The organism is Ancylobacter gelatini (genome assembly GCF_022601675.1).
In the GTDB taxonomy this organism is placed as follows: domain Bacteria; phylum Pseudomonadota; class Alphaproteobacteria; order Rhizobiales; family Xanthobacteraceae; genus Ancylobacter; species Ancylobacter gelatini.
This window is the reverse complement of sequence record NZ_JAKVIL010000009.1, coordinates 1-16504: the sequence shown is the minus strand read 5'-3', so window position 1 is coordinate 16504 and position 16504 is coordinate 1. Positions and strand designations below refer to the sequence as shown.

The window sequence follows — 16504 nt, the reverse complement described above, 5'->3', positions numbered from 1 at the left end:
ATGGAATCGATTCTGACCAATGCCCGCCTCGTTCTGGAGGATCGCGTCGTCACCGGCACGCTGGTCCATGAGAACGGCACCATCCGCGCGGTCGACGAGGGGCGCTCGCATCTGGCGTCGGCGCGCGACTGCGAAAGCGCGTTCCTCGCCCCGGGCCTGATCGACCTGCACACCGACGCGCTCGAAGGCCATTTCCTGCCCCGCCCGAAAGTTGTGTGGCCCGATGCCCGCGCCGCCGCGCTCGCTCATGATGCGCAGATGGCCGGCGCCGGGGTCACCACCGTGTTCGACGCGATCTGCGCCGGCGGCTTCGACCAGGCCAAGGCGGAGCGGCGCGCGCTGTATCCGGTGATGCTCGGCGTGATCGAGGAGGGCGCCGCGCGCGGCCTGTTCCGCATCGAGCACCGGGTGCATCTGCGCTGCGAGCTTACCGATCCGGCGCTGCCGGAGCTGGTGGAGGCCGCGATCGCGCATCCCGAGCTCGGCCTCGCCTCGCTGATGGACCACACGCCCGGCGCGCGGCAATGGCGCAATGTCGAGCATCTCAAGGTCTATCTCTCCGGTGTCGGCAAGAACGCGCACGAGATCGACGAGGAACTGACGGCCCGCGCGGCGCGCGGGCGCGCAGCGGTGGCCGGAAATTACGACGCCATGGTCACGCTGTTTTCCGGCAGCGGCATCGTGCTCGCGAGCCATGACGACACCACCCCAGCCCATGTCGCCGAGGCGGTGGAGGCCGGCTGCACCATTTCTGAATTCCCGACCACGGTGGAGGCGGCGCGGGCCGCGCGGCAGGCCGGGCTCGCCACCATTGGCGGGGCGCCGAATGTGGTGCGCGGCTTCTCGCATTCCGGCGGCGTCTCGATGCGCGATCTGGCGGGCGAGGGGCTGCTCGATGCGCTCGCCTCCGACTACGTCCCGGCCAGCCTGTTGCAGGGCGCGGTGTCGCTGACCCGGACCTCGCGCCTCGATATGGCGCAGGCTCTGGCTCTGGTCACCAGCGCGCCCGCGCGGCTGGCGGGACTTGAGGATCGCGGCCGGCTGGCGCCGGGGTTGCAGGCCGATCTGGTGCGGTTCTCCCTGATCGAGGACACGCCCGTCGTGCATGAGGTCGCACGGCAGGGGCGGCGCGTGTTCTGATGCGAATGACACATCATGACTGACTCCCGCTTGGCCGAACCCCGCTACGCGATCTATTTCGCCCCGCCGGCACAGAGCCCGCTCTGGCGCTTCGGCTCCTCGATCATCGGCTACGACGCCGAGACCGGCCGCGATCTGAGCCCACCCGCCATGCGGCGCTTCGAGGCGCAGGACTGGCGCGAGGTGACGAGCGAGCCGCGCCGCTATGGCTTCCACGGCACGCTGAAGGCCCCGTTCCGCCTCGCGCCGGGCCGAGAGGAGGCGGAGCTGCGCGCCGTCTGCCAGCGCTTCGCCGGGGACCGGGCGCGCTTTGCCTGCGCGGGGGTGCAACTGGTCACGCTCGGTCGGTTCCTGGCGCTGAAGACGGTCTCGACCTGCGCGGCGCTGGATCGGCTGGCGGCGAGCGCGGTGACCGCGTTCGACGAGTTCCGCGCGCCGATGTCGGCGTCGGAACGCGAGAAGCGGCTGCGCGCGCCGCTCACCGCGCGCCAGCAGGAATATCTCGACCGCTGGGGCTATCCGTATGTGTTCGACGATTTCCGCTTCCACATGACGCTGACCGGCCCGCTGGACGAGGAAACCCGCGCCCGCGCGCAGGCGGAACTCGCCGCGCTGTTTGCCCTGAGCGGCGCCGATGGGCCGCTGATCGTCTCCGAGATCGCGCTCTATCGCCAGGAGGACGGTCCGTTCCGGGTGCTGGCGCGCTACCCGTTCGGGAGCTGAGGCGATGAAGCTCGGCCTGGAGCCCGTGATCGACCCGAGCGCGCAGGTCACGGCCTCGACGCTCGGCCGCTACACGCAGGTCGGCGCGCGCACCAAGCTTCTGGAATGCGAGCTGGGCGACTATTCCTATGTCGTCAACGATTCCGACATCGCCTATGCCCGCATCGGCCGCTTCGTCTCCATCGCCGCGATGACGCGCATCAATCCCGGCAACCACCCGATGCAGCGCGCCAGCCAGTCGCATTTCACCTACCGCGCCTCGGCCTATTTCGACGATGCGCAGGATGAGCCCGATTTCTTCGGCTGGCGCCGCGCGCAGCCGGTGATCATCGGCCATGATGTCTGGATCGGCCATGGCGCCATCGTGCTGCCGGGCCGCCACATCGGCGACGGCGCGGTGGTCGCGGCCGGAGCGGTGGTGACCAAGGACGTCCCGGCCTATGCCATCGTTGCCGGGGTGCCGGCGCGGGTGGTGCGGATGCGCTTTCCCGACGCCATCGCCGCCCGCCTTCAGGCGCTGGCCTGGTGGGACTGGGAGCATAGCCGGCTGCGCACCGCCCTGGAGGATTTTCGCGGGCTGTCCACCGAGGCCTTCCTGGAAAAGCACGGCGGCTGAAAGCGTTACCCGCTACCTCCCGGCCGCTCCCGCGCCCCTCTCCCCTTGCCACTCCGCCGCATGGCCTTTACTTCCTGAACGGGCAGGCGAAGGAAAGAGGCGGACGGCCACATGGCAAATCGCGCGATCGAGGTCGACGAGGTGCTCTCGCGGCGCAGGTTGCGGCGGCGCCTCACTTTCTGGCGCCTGTTCGCGCTTCTGGTTCTGGTGCTCGGCGGGGCCGGGCTGTTCGCCTATATGAATGAGGGCGCGCTGCTGCCGCGCTCCACCGCCCATGTCGCCCGCGTGAAGATCGGCGGCGTCATCCGCAACGAGCGCGAGCGGCTGGAGTTGCTGGAGGCGATCGGCCGTTCCGGCGCCCGGGCGGTTATCCTGTCGATCGACAGCCCCGGCGGCACCGTGGTCGGCTCGCAGGCGCTTTATGACGGGCTGCGCCGTCTGTCCGAGCGCATGCCTATCGTGGCGGTGGTCGACGGTATCGCGGCTTCCGGCGCCTATATCGCCGCCATGGGCGCCGACCATATCGTCGCCCCGCGCAACGCGCTGGTGGGCTCGATCGGGGTGATTTTCCAGTTTCCGAATTTCGCCGGGGCGATGAAGACGCTCGGCATCTCCTATGAGGAGATCAAATCCTCCCCGCTCAAGGCCGCGCCGAACATGTTCGAACCGCCGAGCGATGCCGCGCGCGCCGCCGTCGCCTCGCTGGTGAGCGACAGCTATGACTGGTTCCGCGAACTGGTGGCCGAGCGGCGTCTGCTTTCCGGCGACAAGCTCGCGGAAGTCACCGACGGACGCGTGTTCACCGCCCATCAGGGCCTGCCGCTGCGCCTTGTCGACGAACTGGGCGACGAGCGCACCGCCCGCGCCTGGCTCGCCCGCGAACGGCAGGTCTCGGCCGATCTGCCGGTGCGCGACTGGCGGACCGGGCGGACGGGAGACGAATTCGGCTGGTTGCGGGGGGCGTCGATCCGGCTTATGTCCTTGGTCGGCATGGAAGAAATCGGCGGGGTCCTGCTCGGCTCCGCTGAAGGCGCGGCCGTTCAGCTACGCCTTGACGGTCTATTGGCCCTCTGGCACCCTCATTGAGGGGAAGGCTGGGCCAAGTTTTTCGAAAATATGACGTTTTCGGATTTGCGGCGATCCGGGCGTAATCAAGGGGGCGGAGCGTCGATGATCAAGTCTGAGCTTGTGCAGCGGATTGCGGAGGCAAACCCGCACCTTTATCAGCGCGACGTCGAGAACATCGTGAATGCGATTCTGGATGAGATCGTGGCGGCGCTGGCGCGCGGCGACCGGGTGGAACTGCGCGGCTTCGGCGCGTTCTCGGTGAAGAGCCGCCCCGCCCGCACGGGTCGCAATCCCCGTACCGGCGCGCATGTCGCGGTGGACGGCAAGGCGGTGCCCTATTTCAAGACCGGCAAGGAAATGCGCGAGCGCCTTAATGACGGCGTCGACCTCGAATAATTTTTCCTGAACGCGTCTGCGCATCGAGCGGCCATCCCCTGGGGCGGCCGGGATTGACCTGCGGTGAGGCGGCGCTTCGGCCGCTGGAGAGCATGCTGTGCTGAAACGAATTCTGCTGATCGTCGTCGCCCTTCCGGTCTCGATCGTGCTGGTCATGCTGGCGGTCGCCAACCGGCATCGGGTCGCGCTGGTGATTGATCCGTTCGGCGGCGTGGATTCGCTCAGCGTGCAGGCGCCGCTCTACATCGTGGTGTTTACCGCGCTGATCCTCGGCGTGCTGCTCGGCGGCGTCGCGGTGTGGGTGAAGCAGGGCCGTTATCGCACGGCCGCTCGCCGTGCCGGCCGCGAGGTCCGGCGCGCCTCCGCCGAGCTGGACGCCGTGCGCAAGGCGACCGGCACCGCGCGCGATCTTCCCGCCTTGTCCGACCGGCGCAGCGCGGCCTGAGCGATGGCGTCGCTCGCTTTCGTCACGGCGGCGGAGATCGACGGCCTGCTGAGCTTCCCCGCGCTGATCGACGTGCTGGACGCCGCGTTTCGCCGCAACATCGTCACCCCGGTCCGTCATCACCACGCCATTGCCCGGCCCGACGCCGAAGCGACGCTGCTGCTGATGCCGGCCTGGACCGCTGAGGGCACCGACGACGACGTGCTCGGCACCAAGCTGGTCACCGTGTTCCCCGGCAATGCCGCGCGCGGGCTCGACAGCGTGACCGGTCTCTATGTGCTGAATTCCGCCGCCACCGGCGCGCCGCTCGCGGTGATGGACGGGCGCGCGCTCACTTTGTGGCGCACCGCCTGCGCCTCCGCGCTGGCCGCGCGCTATCTGGCGCGTCCGGATGCCTCCCGCCTCGCGGTGATCGGCGCCGGCGGTATGGCGCCCTATCTCGCCCGCGCCCATGCCAGCGTGCGGCCGATCCGCTCCATCGCGATCTGGAACCGTACCCTCGCGCGCGCGCAGGCGCTGGCCGCCGAGCTGCGGGCCGAGGGCTTCGACGCCCATGCCGAGCCAGACCGGGCGCGGGCGCTTCAGGAGGCCGACATCATCACCTCCGCCACGCTGTCATCCGATCCGCTGGTCGAGGGGCGCTTTCTGAGGCCCGGCCAGCATGTCGACCTGGTCGGCGGCTTCACCCCCGCCATGCGCGAGGCCGATGACGAGGCGATTCGCCGTTCCCGGGTCTATGTCGACACCCGCGCCGGGGCCGGCAAGGAGGCCGGCGACATCGTGGTGCCGCTCAAGACCGGCGTGCTCACGCCCGAGGCCATTCTCGGCGACCTGTTCGAACTCGCCGCCGGCACCGCGCCGCTGCGCATGAGCGATGACGATATCACGCTGTTCAAGTCGGTCGGCACCGCGATCGAGGACCTCGCCGCCGCCGAGCTGGTGTGGAAGGCGCTCAAGCGCGGCTGAGCCTGTGCGGCGTGCGCCCGCTCAGTGGCCGGGTGTTCCGCCCAGCGCCCGGGTGCGCGCGGCGTCGAGGCGCTCGATGATCGCCTTGGCGACCAGCGTGAACAGCGCCACCAGCGTCAGCAGCGTCGCCACCGCGAAGGCGGCGATGGCGTTGTTGTCCTGGTAGAGCAGTTCGATCTGCAGCGGCAGCGTGTTGGTCTGACCGCGTATGTTGCCCGAGACGATGGACACCGCGCCGAACTCGCCCATCACCCGCGCATTGCACAGCGCCGCGCCGTAGAGCAGGGCGAAGCGCACATTGGGCAGCGTCACCAGCGTCAGGATGCGCCAGCCGCCGGCGCCCAGCGTCACCGCCGCCTCCTCCTCCTCCGAGCCCTGGGCGATCATCAAGGGGATCAACTCGCGCGCGACGAAGGGGGCGGTGACGAACAGGCTCGCCAGCATGATGCCGGGCACGGCGAACATGATCTTGATGTCATGTTCCTGAAGCCAGGGTCCCAGCAGCCCCTGCGCGCCATAGACGAACAGATAGGCGACGCCGGCGATGATCGGCGAGATCGAGAACGGCAGCTCGACCAGCGCCACCAGCAGATTGCGCCCGGTGAAGCGGAACTTGGCGATGCACCACGCCGCCGCGATGCCGAAGCCGACATTGACCGGCACCACCACCACCGCGACGAACAGGGTGAGCCAGATCGCGTGCCGCGTGTCCTCCGAGGCGAAGGAGGCGAGATAGGCCGCCCAGCCATGGCTCAGCGCATGGGCGAAGATGGCGGCAAGCGGGGCGATCACGATAAACGCCGTCACCAGCAGCACGCCGCCGATCAGCAGCCGGCGGGTAAGCGCGCCGTCGCCGACCCGGATGCGGGCGCGGGTATGGGCCGGCGTCTGCGGTTCGGTGGCCATCGCGTTCAGTCCCCCGTCCCGATGCGGCGCTGCTGCCAGAGCTGGATCATGTTCACCACGAACAGCATGAGGAAGGCGAGGCCGAGCAGCGTGGCGGCGATCGCGGCGGCGGCGGGGTAGTCATATTCCTCGATGCGGATGAAGGTCAGCAGCGACACCACCTCGGTGCGCCCCGGCAGATTGCCCGCGATGAAGATGATGGCGCCGAACTCGCCGAGCGAGCGGGCAAAGCACAGCGAGGCCCCGGTGAGGAAGGCCGGGAAGATCGCCGGGAAGATCACCCGCGCGAAGATCCGCCGGTCCGAGGCGCCGAGCGTAGCGGCCGCTTCCTCGACATCATGGGCGAGGTCCTCCAGCACCGGCTGCACCGTGCGCACCACGAAGGGGATCGAGGTGAAGGCCATGGCGAGCGCGATGCCGAGCGGGGTGTAGGCGACATCGATGCCGATCGCCGCGAGCGGGCCGCCGAACCAGCCATTCTTCACGAACAGCGCGGAAAGCGCGATGCCGGCAACGGCGGTCGGCAGGGCGAAGGGGATGTCGACCAGCGCATCCAGCAGCCGCTTGCCGGGAAATTCGTAGCGCACCAGCACCCAGGCCAGCGCCAGCCCGTACACCGCGTTGAACAGGGTGGCGCCGGCGGCCGTGGCCAGCGTCAGTCGGAAGGCCGCCGCGGTGCGTGTGCCGGAGAGGATCGCGACATAGCGGTCCCAGCCAATATCCAGCGCCTGCCACACCAGCGCGCCCAGCGGCAGCAGCACGATCAGGCTGAGATAGGTGAGGGTGATGCCGAGGGAAAGCGGGAAGCCCGGCACGACACGGTTCACGGCGGCGATATCCTCATTCCGGTCGGGTCCCTGTCGAAAATGGCAATGGCCGGCTCCAGGCCCGGCGCCGCGTTCAAACGAACATGGCCGGGACAACCCGGCCATGCCGCAATCAGGAGAGGATGTCCAGCCTCGCGGCGGCATCCTGCGTCAGGCTGCAATGCGGCTCAGGGGGCCACGAACAGTTCGTCGAGCTTGCCGCCGGAGGCGAAGTGGGTCTTCTGCGCCTTGTCCCAGCCGCCGAACACGTCCTCCACCTTGACGAGGCGGACCGGGGCGAACTTGTCCTTGTTGGCCGCGGCGACCTCCGGATCGACCACGCGGTTGTTGAAGCCGGCGGCGATCTTCTGGCCTTCCGGCGAGTAGAGGAACGTCAGATACTCGGTCGCGATCTCGCGCGAGCCGCGCTTGTCGACCACCTTGTCGACCACGGCGACCGGGAACTCCGCCAGCAGGCTGACTTCCGGCACCACGACGGTGAAGTTCTTGTCCTTATAGGCGTCCTTGACGTTGATCACTTCGGCTTCGAAGGAGATCAGCACGTCGCCCTGGTCGCGCTCGACGAAGGAGGTGGTGGCGCCGCGCCCGCCAGTGTCGAACACCACGACATTGGAGAGCAGCTTCTTGGCGAAGGCGTCGGCCTGCGCGACGTCGCCGTTGAACTTCTCCAGCGCATAGGCATAGGCGGCGAGATAGGTGTAGCGCGCATTGCCCGAGGTCTTCGGGTTCGGGAACACCAGCTTCACGTCGTCGCGCACCAGGTCGTCCCAGTTCTTCACGCCCTTGGGGTTGCCCTCGCGCACCAGGAAGGCCGGGAAGGAGTACCAGGGAGAGGAGGCGTTCGGCAGGCGGGACTGCCAGTCCTTGGCGACATAGCCCTTGTCGGCAAGGAAGGTGATGTCGGTGATCTGGTTGAAGGTCACCACGTCGGCCTCAAGGCCCTCGACGATGGAGCGCGCCTGCTTCGAGGTGCCGGCATGGCTCTGGTTGATCTTGAGGTCCTTGCCGGTCTTGGCCTTGTAGACCGGCTCGAATGCCTTGTTCTCGGCCTCGAACAGTTCGCGGGCGATGTCATAGGAGGCGTTGAGGAGGCTGTTCGGCGCCTGCTGCGCATGGGCGGCGCCGGCGCCCAGAAGGGCGGTGGCAAGCGAGGCGGAAAGCAAGAGGCGGCGCGTGAGGCGCATGGAACTTCTCCGGGTCGGCGGCCGATGGCCTATTCACGAAATCTCAGGTGAAATTTCTAATTTCACAGTCAAACGTGAGTAGCACGTCCATCGCCATGACGGAAGGGCATAAACGCATGCGCTCGCCTAGCCCCCTCAATCCGTGCTAGGTGCAGGCCTTGAGGAGAGAGCCGCCGTGTCCATCGACATCAAGATCTGTGGCCTGAACACATGCGAGGCGCTGGACGCCGCGCTGGCGGCGGGCGCCGATATGGTGGGCATGGTCTTTTTTCCCAGAAGCCCCCGCCATCTCGACCTCGCCACCGCGGCAAAGCTCGCCGACCGCGCCCGCGGGCGCGCGACGATCGTGGCGTTGACCGTCGATGCCGACGATGCCGCGCTCGCCGCCATCGTCGAGGCCGTGCGCCCGGATGCGCTCCAGCTCCATGGCACGGAGACGCCCGCGCGCGTCGCCGACATCCGCGCCCGTTTCTCGCTGCCGGTGATCAAGGCGGTGGGCATCGCCACGCAGGCCGATGTCGCGCGGGCGATGGCCTATGCGGAGGTCGCCGACCGGCTGCTGCTCGACGCCAAGGCGCCGCCCGGTGCGGCGCTTCCGGGCGGAAACGGCCTGCCTTTCGACTGGAATCTCATAGCCGGCCTTGACCTCGCAAAGCCCTTCATGCTGTCAGGTGGCCTGACCCCGGAGAATGTGGACGAGGCGCTGCGCCTCACCCATGCCCCGGCGGTGGATGTTTCCTCCGGCGTGGAAAGCGCGCCCGGCGTCAAGGACCCGGCACGGATCACCGCCTTCATCCGGGCCGTGCGGGCCGCCGCCGCGACCGACCACGCAACCGCAGCCGGAAAGCCGGCGCTCTCTTCCAACCAGACGGGCATCGCTTCGTGAACGTTCCCAATTCCTTCCGCACCGGGCCTGACGAGAACGGGCATTTCGGCATATTCGGTGGCCGTTTCGTTGCCGAAACGCTCATGCCCCTGATCCTCGATCTGCAGACCGCCTATGAGGATGCCAAGGCCGATCCCGCCTACAAGGCGGAGATGGAGGCCGGGCTGAAGCATTATGTCGGCCGGCCGAGCCCGCTCTATTTCGCCGAGCGCTTCACCGAGCATCTCGGCGGCGCCAAGATTTACTTCAAGCGCGAGGAGCTCAACCACACGGGTTCGCACAAGGTGAACAACGTGCTGGGCCAGATCCTGCTCGCCCGCCGCATGGGCAAGCCGCGCATCATCGCCGAGACCGGGGCGGGCCAGCACGGCGTCGCCACCGCCACGCTCTGCGCGCGCTACGGGCTGAAATGCGTGGTCTATATGGGCGCGGTCGACGTCGCCCGGCAGGCGCCCAACGTGTTCCGCATGAAGATGCTCGGCGCCGAGGTGGTTCCGGTAAAGTCCGGCTCCAGCACGCTGAAGGACGCCATGAACGAGGCGCTGCGCGACTGGGTGACCAATGTGCACGACACGTTCTACTGCATCGGCACCGTCGCCGGCCCGCATCCCTACCCCGCCATGGTCCGCGACTTCCAGTCGATCATCGGCCACGAGACCCGCGAGCAGATGCTGGAGGCCGAGGGCCGGCTGCCGGACAGCCTGATCGCCTGCATCGGCGGCGGCTCCAACGCCATGGGCCTGTTCCACCCCTTCCTCGACGATCCTTCCGTGAAGATCTGGGGCGTCGAGGCCGCCGGCCACGGCATCCCCTCCGGCCAGCACGCCGCCTCGCTCACCGGCGGGCGCCCCGGCGTGCTTCACGGCAACCGCACCTATCTGCTCATGGACGATGACGGCCAGATCGCCGAGGCCCATTCCATCTCGGCGGGCCTCGATTATCCCGGCATCGGGCCGGAGCATAGCTGGCTGCACGACACCGGCCGCGCCACCTACATCTCGGCAACGGACCAGGAAGCGCTGAACGCGTTCCAGCTGGTCTCGAAGCTGGAAGGCATCATCCCGGCGCTGGAGCCGGCCCACGCGCTGGCCAAGGTGATCGAACTCGCGCCGACCCTGCCGAAGGATCACCTGATGGTGGTCAACCTCTCCGGCCGCGGCGACAAGGACATTCCGCAGGTGGCGGAGATTCTGGGGACCAAGATATGAGCCCGCGTTTTGAGGCGCGCTTCAAGGCCTGCGCCGCGGAAGGCCGCGCCGCGCTCGTCACCTTCATCACCGCCGGCGACCCGGACCGTGAGACCTCGCTGGCGCTGCTCAAGGCGCTGCCGGCGGCCGGGGCCGACATCATCGAGCTCGGCGTGCCGTTCACCGACCCGATGGCCGACGGTCCGGCGATCCAGGCCGCGGGCCTGCGCGCGCTCAAAGCCGGTCAGACGCTGGCCAAGACCATCGAGATGGTGCGCGAATTCCGCAAGGACGACGCCACCACGCCGCTGGTGCTGATGGGCTATTACAACCCGGTCTATATTTACGGCGTCGACCGCTTCCTCAAGGACGCGAAGGAAGCCGGCGTCGACGGCCTGGTGGTGGTCGACCTGCCGCCGGAAGAGGATGGCGAGCTGTGCCTGCCCGCGCTCAAGGCCGGGCTCGCCTTCATCCGCCTTGCCACCCCGACCACCGACGACAAGCGTCTGCCGGCCGTGCTCGCGAACACGGCGGGCTTCGTCTACTACGTCTCGATCGCCGGCATCACCGGTGCCGCGACGCCGGACGCCGACCGCGTGAAGCAGGCGGTGGCGCGCATCAAGCGCCACACCACCCTGCCGGTCGCTGTCGGCTTCGGGGTGAAGACCCCGACGCAGGCCGCCGAGATCGCGGGCGGGGCGGATGGCGTGGTGGTCGGCTCGGCGCTGATCGACGCGTTGCGCGCCACGCTTGGGGAGGGCGATACCGCAACGCCGGCGACGGTTCCCGCGGTCACCTCGCTGGTGAGTGCGCTGGCGCAGGCGGTGCGTGGTGCGCGCCGTGCCGCTGCCGAATAGCGGGCGACGCCTTTTCATCGCCCATCTCGCGCATTAGATGATGCGGCGGCGCGTCCGGGAGAGCCCTTCCGGGCGCCGCCGCGACCCCTTTAGCCGGAGCTAGCCCGTTGAACTGGATCACCAACGTCGTTCGCCCGAAGATCAGCAGCTTCCTGAACCGTCGGGAAGTGCCGGAAAATCTCTGGGTGAAATGTCCCGAAACCGGGCAGATGGTGTTCCACAAGGATCTGGAAGCCAATCTGTTCGTGGTGCCCGGCTCCGGCTTCCACATGCGCATGGACCCGACGTCGCGGCTGCGCTCGCTGTTCGACGGCGGCAAGTGGTACGACGTGGCGCTGCCCTCGGTCGTGCCCGATCCGCTGAAATTCCGCGACGAGAAGCGCTACACCGACCGCCTCAAGGATGCCCGCACCAAGACCGGCGCGCAGGACGCGGTGAAGGTCGGCTTCGGCAAGCTCGATGGCCTGCCGGTCACCATCGCGGTGCAGGATTTCGGCTTCATGGGCGGCTCGCTCGGCATGGCGGCGGGCGAGGCCATCGTCACCGGCATGGAGACCGCCGTCTCGCGCGGCACGCCCTTCATCATGTTCGCCTGCGGCGGCGGGATGCGGATGCAGGAAGGCATTCTCTCGCTGATGCAGATGCCGCGCACCACCTGCGCGGTGCAGGCGCTGCGGGAAGCGGGCCTGCCCTATATCGTGGTGCTGACCAACCCGACCACGGGCGGCATCACGGCGTCCTACGCCATGCTGGGCGACATCCACATCGCCGAGCCCGGCGCGCTGATCTGCTTCGCCGGCCCGCGCGTCATCGAGCAGACCATTCGCGAAAAGCTGCCGGAAGGCTTCCAGCGTGCGGAATATCTGCGCGACCATGGCATGATCGACCTCGTGGTGCATCGCCACGAGATGCGCGCCACGCTCTCGCGGCTGAGCCACCTGCTGATGCGCGCGCCCGCTCCCGGCGCCGCAAAGCCGAAGCCCTCCGAGATGCAGGCGCTCGAAGCCAACGCATCCGAGCCGAAGCCGGTGAAGGCCGAGGCCGTTCCGGCGTCGGCGACTTCGGCTTCCGACGCGCCGCTGCCGCCCGTCGTTCCCGTGGCCTGAGGCGGCGGCGATCATGCCTTCCGCCTTCCCTGCCGCCTCCGGCCCGTTCGGTTCCGGGGCGCGGGGGCGCCCGCAGGTCGATGCGCTGTTCGAGCGCCTGCTTGCGCTGCACCCCAAGCTGATCGATTTGTCGCTGGACCGCATGTGGCGGCTGCTGGAGCGGCTTGGCCATCCCGAGCGCCGTTTGCCGCCGGTGATCCAGGTCGCCGGCACCAATGGCAAGGGCTCCACCGTCGCCTTCATGCGCGCGGTGCTGGAGGCTTCCGGGCGCCGTGTTCACGTCTACACCTCTCCGCATCTGGTGCGCTTCAACGAGCGCATCCGGCTCGCCGGCCGTCTGGTGAGCGACGAGGCGTTGGGCGAGGCGCTGGCGCGCGCCGAGCGGGCCAATGAAGGCGAGCCGATCACCTTCTTCGAGATCACCACCGCCGCCGCCTTCCTGCTGTTCGCCGAAGTGCCGGCGGACATCCTGCTGCTGGAAGTCGGGCTGGGCGGCCGGCTCGACGCCACCAATGTGGTGGAGAGCCCGCTGGCGAGCGTCATCACCCCGGTCTCGATCGATCACGTCGATTTCCTCGGCGAGACCATCGCCGAGATCGCGGGTGAGAAGGCCGGCATCATCAAGCGCGGCGTGCCGGTGATCATCGGCCGGCAGCTTCCCGAGGCGCTGGCGGTGATCGAGCGGCAGGCGGCGCGGCTGCGGGCGCCGCTGCACATCGCGGGCGAGCAGTATCAGGCCTATGAGGAGGGCGGGCGCCTCATCGTCGCCGACGAGGACGGGCTGGTCGACCTGCCCCGTCCGCGCCTCGTGGGTCCGCACCAGATCGAGAATGCCGGGCTGGCGGTGGCCGCGCTGCGGGTCGCCGGGCTCAAGCTGCCGGTGTCGGCCTTCGAGGAGGGCGTGCGTGCGGCGGAATGGCCGGCGCGGCTCCAGCGGCTCGGCCACGGCCCGCTGACCCTGCGCGCGCCCGAGGGCGCGGATATCTGGCTGGATGGCGGCCACAACGCCGCCGGCGGCCAGGCGCTCGCCGGCGCGCTGGCCGATATCGAGGACCGCGCGCCGCGCCCGCTGGTGCTGGTGGTCGGCATGCTGGGCAGCAAGGATTCGTCCGCCTTCCTCGCCCCCTTCGCCGGGCTGGCGCGCGAGGTGATCGCGGTGCCGGTGCCGGGCGAGCACAAGGGCCAGCCGCCGGAAGCCGTGGCGGCGGCCGCGCGCGCGCACGGGCTGAACGCCTCGGTGGCGAGCAGCGTGGGTGCGGCGCTGGAAGGGCTGGGGACGGTGCCGGTCGGGCCGGCGCCCCGCGTGCTGATCTGCGGCTCGCTCTATCTGGCGGGCGCGGTGCTCGGCGAGAATGGCAGCGTGCCGGAATAGGCGGAAGCCGGGCCTTGTGAGGTCATCCCGGCCGCAGCGACGCGTCGAGCCGGGATCGCCTTAAGATGATTGGCGCACGATCCCGGAGATGGCCTCTCGGCCATTCCGGGATGACGTGACGGGCTCAGCGCGGCGCCAGGATCATGACCATCTGCCGGCCTTCGAGCTGCGGCTCGGATTCGACCTTGGCGAGGGTGGCCAGCTCTTCCTTGACCTTGTTGAGCAGCTTGTAGCCGAGTTCCTGATGGGCCATCTCGCGGCCGCGGAAGCGCAGGGTGACTTTCACCTTGTCGCCTTCCTCGAAGAAGCGGTGGATGGCCTTCATCTTCACGTCATAGTCATGCGTGTCGATGCCCGGGCGCAGCTTGATTTCCTTGATCTCGACGACGTGCTGGCGCTTGCGCGCCTCGTTGGCCTTCTTCTGGTTCTGGTACTTGAAGCGGCCATAGTCGAGAATCTTGCAGACCGGCGGCACGGAATTCGGAGCGATCTCGACGAGGTCGAGGCCAGCTTCCTGAGCCATGACGATGGCATCGCGAGTCGGCACGACACCACGGTTCTGGCCGTCCTGGTCGATCAGCTGGACATCGCGGATGCGGATATCTTCGTTGACGCGCGGGCCTTCCTTTTCCGGCGCGACGGGTCTCATGGGGCGACGAATGGCGGTTTTCTCCTCTGCCGTTTCGCTTGGCTCGTTCCACCGCGCCCAGAGATTTGCCGGCCGGCATGCTTGCGCGCGTGTAAAACGGTCGCAGAACATCGTGACAAACCCGGCAGAAGTCAACGGCGTTACGCAAGGGAAATCGCGTCGGAACGACGTTAAAAACGCTCGGGCGGCGATGGGGTCGCCGTGCTCTGGCCGCGTGGGGTATCAAGCTGTAGTGAAAATGGGTCGTATTTCCCGAATCGCAAGGCGCATCGGCGGCTTGCGTCGACATTATGCCAGTAAGGACGTGCCGCGATGAACGCTGAAATCCCCGCTTCCGAGCCGCAATTCCTCTCAGTGGGTGAGGAGGAGCGGCGGATCGCCGTGCGCGTGACGCCGGGTGTCTCGACGGAGGCGGCGCCGGGCGTCGTGTGGTGCGGGGGGTTCCTGTCCGACATGAAGGGCACCAAGGCGCAGCATCTGGCGCAGTGGGGCGAGGCGAGCGGCCGGCAGGTGGTGCGCTTCGATTATTCCGGCCATGGCGAATCCGGCGGCGCCTTCGAGGACGGCACGATCTCGCACTGGGGCGCCGAGGCGCTGGCGGTGTTGGACGCCTTCACGTCCGGCCCGCAGATCGTGGTCGGCTCCTCCATGGGCGGCTGGGTGGCGCTGCTGGTGGCGCGGGCGCTGGCGGCGCGGGGCGAGAGCCACCGGCTTGCCGGGCTGGTGCTGCTCGCGCCGGCGCCGGACTTCACCGAGGAGCTCATGTGGAAGGCGATGCCCGACGACGTGCGCGCCGCCATTCTTCATGACGGCAAGTGGCTGCGTCCGTCCGAATACGGCGCCGCGCAGCCGATCACCCGCGCGCTGATCGAGGATGGGCGGCAGAACCTCGTGCTCGGCGCGCCGTTTTCGGTCGGCTGTCCGGTGCGCATCCTGCAGGGCGTGGCGGATGCCGACGTGCCGTGGCGCCATGCGCTGCGCCTCGTCACCTGCCTGGCCGAGGACGATGTGGTGCTGACCCTCATCAAGGATGGCGACCACCGGCTGTCGCGGCCGGAAGATCTGGCGCGGATGATCGCGGCGGTGGAAGAGATCACCTAGGCGCGGCTTCAGCCCGGCGCGAGCTTGAGGAAAATGACTTCCGTCGCATCATAGCGCCGGCGCTCCATTTCCTCGAACCCCTCGGGCGCGGTGAACGCCGCGTCCACCGCCTCCTCGACGATGACCAGTGCCTCCGGCGCCAGCCAGCCGCCGGCCAATGCACCGGCAAGCGCCTGTTCGGCAAGGCCCTTGCCATAGGGCGGATCGCAGAACACGAGGCTGTAGCGCTCGCCGCCGGCGGTGGGGCCGAGCTTGGTGGCGTCGCGGCGGAAGATGCGGGTGCAGCCGCCCAGCCCCAGCGCCTCGACATTGGCCCGGATCAACGCGCGCGGTTCCGTCGCGTCCTCGACGAACAGGGCGAACGCCGCCCCGCGCGAGAGCGCCTCAATGCCGAGCGCGCCGGTGCCGGCGAACAGGTCCAGCACCTTGGCGCCGTCCGCCGCATCGTCATAGGCATGGGCGAGCACGTTGAACAGCGCCTCGCGCAGCCGGTCCGTGGTCGGACGCGTGGCGTTGGAAGAAGGGGTCTTCAGGGCGCGCCCCCTGAAGCGCCCGCCGACGATGCGCATCGCTCAGGTCCCGCCTCAGCCGCGCGGCGGCCTGCCGCCGGAAGGCTTGCCGCCGGAAGGGCGCCCGCCGGGCTTTCCACCGGATGGCCGGCCACCCGAAGGCTTTCCGCCCGGCTTGCCGCCGAATGGGCGTCCGCCCGACGGTTTGCCGCCGGGACGCGAGGTGCCCGGACGCGAGGCGCCGGTCTTGCCGGCAAACGCGCCGGGTTCCTTGCCACCGAAGCTCTTCGCTCCGTAGTTCTTGCCGGCCGGCCGGCCCGCGCTGCGCGGGCGCTCGGCCCCCTCGTCGTCGCGGGGCGGGCGCGAACCGGGCTTGCCGCCCGCCGGCCGCTCGCGGAACGAGCCTTCGGATTTTACCCGGCCGCTATAGGGCCGGTCGCTGGATTCGCCACGGAACGAACGTCCGCCCTCGGGGCGCGGAGTGCGCTCGCGGAACGGACGCTCGGCACGCTCACCTTCGGGACGCGGGGTGCGCTCACGGAACGGGCGCTCCGAACGCTCGCCCT

General features: G+C 68.9%; 18 protein-coding genes and 1 pseudogene. 13 read left to right on the top strand and 6 right to left on the bottom strand.

Annotation, left to right across the window (positions count from 1 at the left end; all coding sequences use genetic code 11):
* The 7 genes from MKI84_RS15455 to lhpI all read left to right on the top strand — a co-directional run bounded on the left by MKI84_RS15455 (position 1) and on the right by lhpI (position 5354).
* Positions 1-1140, top strand: coding sequence for an alpha-D-ribose 1-methylphosphonate 5-triphosphate diphosphatase (locus MKI84_RS15455; protein WP_241620978.1), 1140 nt, complete (start codon positions 1-3; stop codon positions 1138-1140).
* Between the two features lie 15 nt (positions 1141-1155).
* Entirely contained in the window at positions 1156-1863 is a 708-nt protein-coding gene (locus tag MKI84_RS15450) for a DUF1045 domain-containing protein (RefSeq protein ID WP_241620976.1), read from the top strand.
* A 4-nt stretch (positions 1864-1867) separates the two neighbouring features.
* Positions 1868-2479, top strand: coding sequence for a DapH/DapD/GlmU-related protein (locus MKI84_RS15445; RefSeq protein ID WP_241620974.1), 612 nt, complete (start codon positions 1868-1870; stop codon positions 2477-2479).
* Between the two features lie 111 nt (positions 2480-2590).
* Positions 2591-3565, top strand: coding sequence for a signal peptide peptidase SppA (gene sppA, locus MKI84_RS15440; RefSeq protein WP_241620972.1), 975 nt, complete (start codon positions 2591-2593; stop codon positions 3563-3565).
* A gap of 84 nt (positions 3566-3649) precedes the next feature.
* On the top strand, positions 3650-3943 hold the full coding sequence (ihfB, locus tag MKI84_RS15435) for an integration host factor subunit beta (protein ID WP_029351613.1): 294 nt from the start codon (positions 3650-3652) through the stop codon (positions 3941-3943).
* A gap of 97 nt (positions 3944-4040) precedes the next feature.
* Positions 4041-4388 (top strand): LapA family protein, encoded by a 348-nt coding sequence (locus tag MKI84_RS15430; RefSeq protein WP_241620970.1) that lies wholly within the window; start codon positions 4041-4043, stop codon positions 4386-4388.
* 3 nt (positions 4389-4391) lie between these two features.
* Positions 4392-5354 (top strand): bifunctional Delta(1)-pyrroline-2-carboxylate/Delta(1)-piperideine-2-carboxylate reductase, encoded by a 963-nt coding sequence (lhpI, locus tag MKI84_RS15425; protein ID WP_241620968.1) that lies wholly within the window; start codon positions 4392-4394, stop codon positions 5352-5354.
* A 21-nt stretch (positions 5355-5375) separates the two neighbouring features.
* Here lhpI and cysW read toward each other — a convergent pair whose 3' ends face one another.
* The 3 genes from cysW to cysP form a co-directional block, all read right to left on the bottom strand.
* Entirely contained in the window at positions 5376-6260 is an 885-nt protein-coding gene (cysW, locus tag MKI84_RS15420; protein WP_241620966.1) for a sulfate ABC transporter permease subunit CysW, read from the bottom strand.
* Positions 6261-6265: 5 nt separating this feature from the next.
* The gene (gene cysT, locus MKI84_RS15415; protein WP_241620964.1) at positions 6266-7087 is read right to left on the bottom strand and encodes a sulfate ABC transporter permease subunit CysT; all 822 of its coding nucleotides are present in this window, start codon (positions 7085-7087) and stop codon (positions 6266-6268) included.
* A gap of 167 nt (positions 7088-7254) precedes the next feature.
* Complete coding sequence (cysP, locus tag MKI84_RS15410; protein WP_241620962.1) at positions 7255-8271, bottom strand: thiosulfate ABC transporter substrate-binding protein CysP; 1017 nt, start codon at positions 8269-8271, stop codon at positions 7255-7257.
* A 175-nt stretch (positions 8272-8446) separates the two neighbouring features.
* Here cysP and MKI84_RS15405 point away from each other — a divergent pair, with 175 nt between their 5' ends.
* The 5 genes from MKI84_RS15405 (at position 8447) to MKI84_RS15385 (ending at position 13679) form a co-directional block, all read left to right on the top strand.
* Positions 8447-9157: a phosphoribosylanthranilate isomerase gene (locus MKI84_RS15405; RefSeq protein WP_241620960.1), complete on the top strand. Its 711-nt coding sequence runs from the start codon at positions 8447-8449 to the stop codon at positions 9155-9157.
* Positions 9154-10365, top strand: a complete 1212-nt coding sequence (gene trpB / locus MKI84_RS15400; protein WP_241620959.1) for a tryptophan synthase subunit beta — start codon at positions 9154-9156, stop codon at positions 10363-10365. Before MKI84_RS15405 ends, trpB begins: the two co-directional genes overlap by 4 nt.
* Complete coding sequence (trpA, locus tag MKI84_RS15395; RefSeq protein WP_241620956.1) at positions 10362-11201, top strand: tryptophan synthase subunit alpha; 840 nt, start codon at positions 10362-10364, stop codon at positions 11199-11201. The genes trpB and trpA overlap by 4 nt, the downstream gene beginning before the upstream one ends.
* Positions 11202-11308: 107 nt before the next feature.
* Entirely contained in the window at positions 11309-12307 is a 999-nt protein-coding gene (gene accD / locus MKI84_RS15390) for an acetyl-CoA carboxylase, carboxyltransferase subunit beta (protein ID WP_241620954.1), read from the top strand.
* A 13-nt stretch (positions 12308-12320) separates the two neighbouring features.
* Positions 12321-13679: a bifunctional folylpolyglutamate synthase/dihydrofolate synthase gene (locus MKI84_RS15385; RefSeq protein WP_241620952.1), complete on the top strand. Its 1359-nt coding sequence runs from the start codon at positions 12321-12323 to the stop codon at positions 13677-13679.
* Between the two features lie 124 nt (positions 13680-13803).
* On the opposite strand, the gene infC is transcribed toward MKI84_RS15385, so the two are convergent.
* Entirely contained in the window at positions 13804-14328 is a 525-nt protein-coding gene (infC, locus tag MKI84_RS15380; RefSeq protein WP_241620950.1) for a translation initiation factor IF-3, read from the bottom strand.
* A 312-nt stretch (positions 14329-14640) separates the two neighbouring features.
* Here infC and MKI84_RS15375 point away from each other — a divergent pair, with 312 nt between their 5' ends.
* Positions 14641-15429 carry an alpha/beta hydrolase gene (locus tag MKI84_RS15375; protein ID WP_241620948.1) on the top strand — a complete coding sequence of 263 codons (789 nt, stop codon included), beginning with the start codon at positions 14641-14643 and terminating at the stop codon, positions 15427-15429.
* An 8-nt stretch (positions 15430-15437) separates the two neighbouring features.
* On the opposite strand, the gene rsmD is transcribed toward MKI84_RS15375, so the two are convergent.
* Together rsmD and MKI84_RS15365 are read right to left on the bottom strand one after the other, a co-directional pair.
* Positions 15438-15998, bottom strand: coding sequence for a 16S rRNA (guanine(966)-N(2))-methyltransferase RsmD (gene rsmD / locus MKI84_RS15370; protein ID WP_241620946.1), 561 nt, complete (start codon positions 15996-15998; stop codon positions 15438-15440).
* A gap of 15 nt (positions 15999-16013) precedes the next feature.
* Positions 16014-16504: pseudogene (locus MKI84_RS15365) on the bottom strand (pseudouridine synthase); the annotation flags it as partial.

Coding starts and splice junctions, on each gene's coding strand:
- cysW (WP_241620966.1), bottom strand. CDS start 6,260: ATGGCCACCGAACCGCAGACGCCGGCCCATACCCGCGCCCGCATCCGG.
- MKI84_RS15445 (WP_241620974.1), top strand. CDS start 1,868: ATGAAGCTCGGCCTGGAGCCCGTGATCGACCCGAGCGCGCAGGTCACG.
- MKI84_RS15375 (WP_241620948.1), top strand. CDS start 14,641: ATGAACGCTGAAATCCCCGCTTCCGAGCCGCAATTCCTCTCAGTGGGT.
- lhpI (WP_241620968.1), top strand. CDS start 4,392: ATGGCGTCGCTCGCTTTCGTCACGGCGGCGGAGATCGACGGCCTGCTG.
- cysP (WP_241620962.1), bottom strand. CDS start 8,271: ATGCGCCTCACGCGCCGCCTCTTGCTTTCCGCCTCGCTTGCCACCGCC.
- trpA (WP_241620956.1), top strand. CDS start 10,362: ATGAGCCCGCGTTTTGAGGCGCGCTTCAAGGCCTGCGCCGCGGAAGGC.
- sppA (WP_241620972.1), top strand. CDS start 2,591: ATGGCAAATCGCGCGATCGAGGTCGACGAGGTGCTCTCGCGGCGCAGG.
- MKI84_RS15450 (WP_241620976.1), top strand. CDS start 1,156: ATGACTGACTCCCGCTTGGCCGAACCCCGCTACGCGATCTATTTCGCC.
- ihfB (WP_029351613.1), top strand. CDS start 3,650: ATGATCAAGTCTGAGCTTGTGCAGCGGATTGCGGAGGCAAACCCGCAC.
- MKI84_RS15455 (WP_241620978.1), top strand. CDS start 1: ATGGAATCGATTCTGACCAATGCCCGCCTCGTTCTGGAGGATCGCGTC.
- MKI84_RS15385 (WP_241620952.1), top strand. CDS start 12,321: ATGCCTTCCGCCTTCCCTGCCGCCTCCGGCCCGTTCGGTTCCGGGGCG.
- infC (WP_241620950.1), bottom strand. CDS start 14,328: ATGAGACCCGTCGCGCCGGAAAAGGAAGGCCCGCGCGTCAACGAAGAT.
- rsmD (WP_241620946.1), bottom strand. CDS start 15,998: ATGCGCATCGTCGGCGGGCGCTTCAGGGGGCGCGCCCTGAAGACCCCT.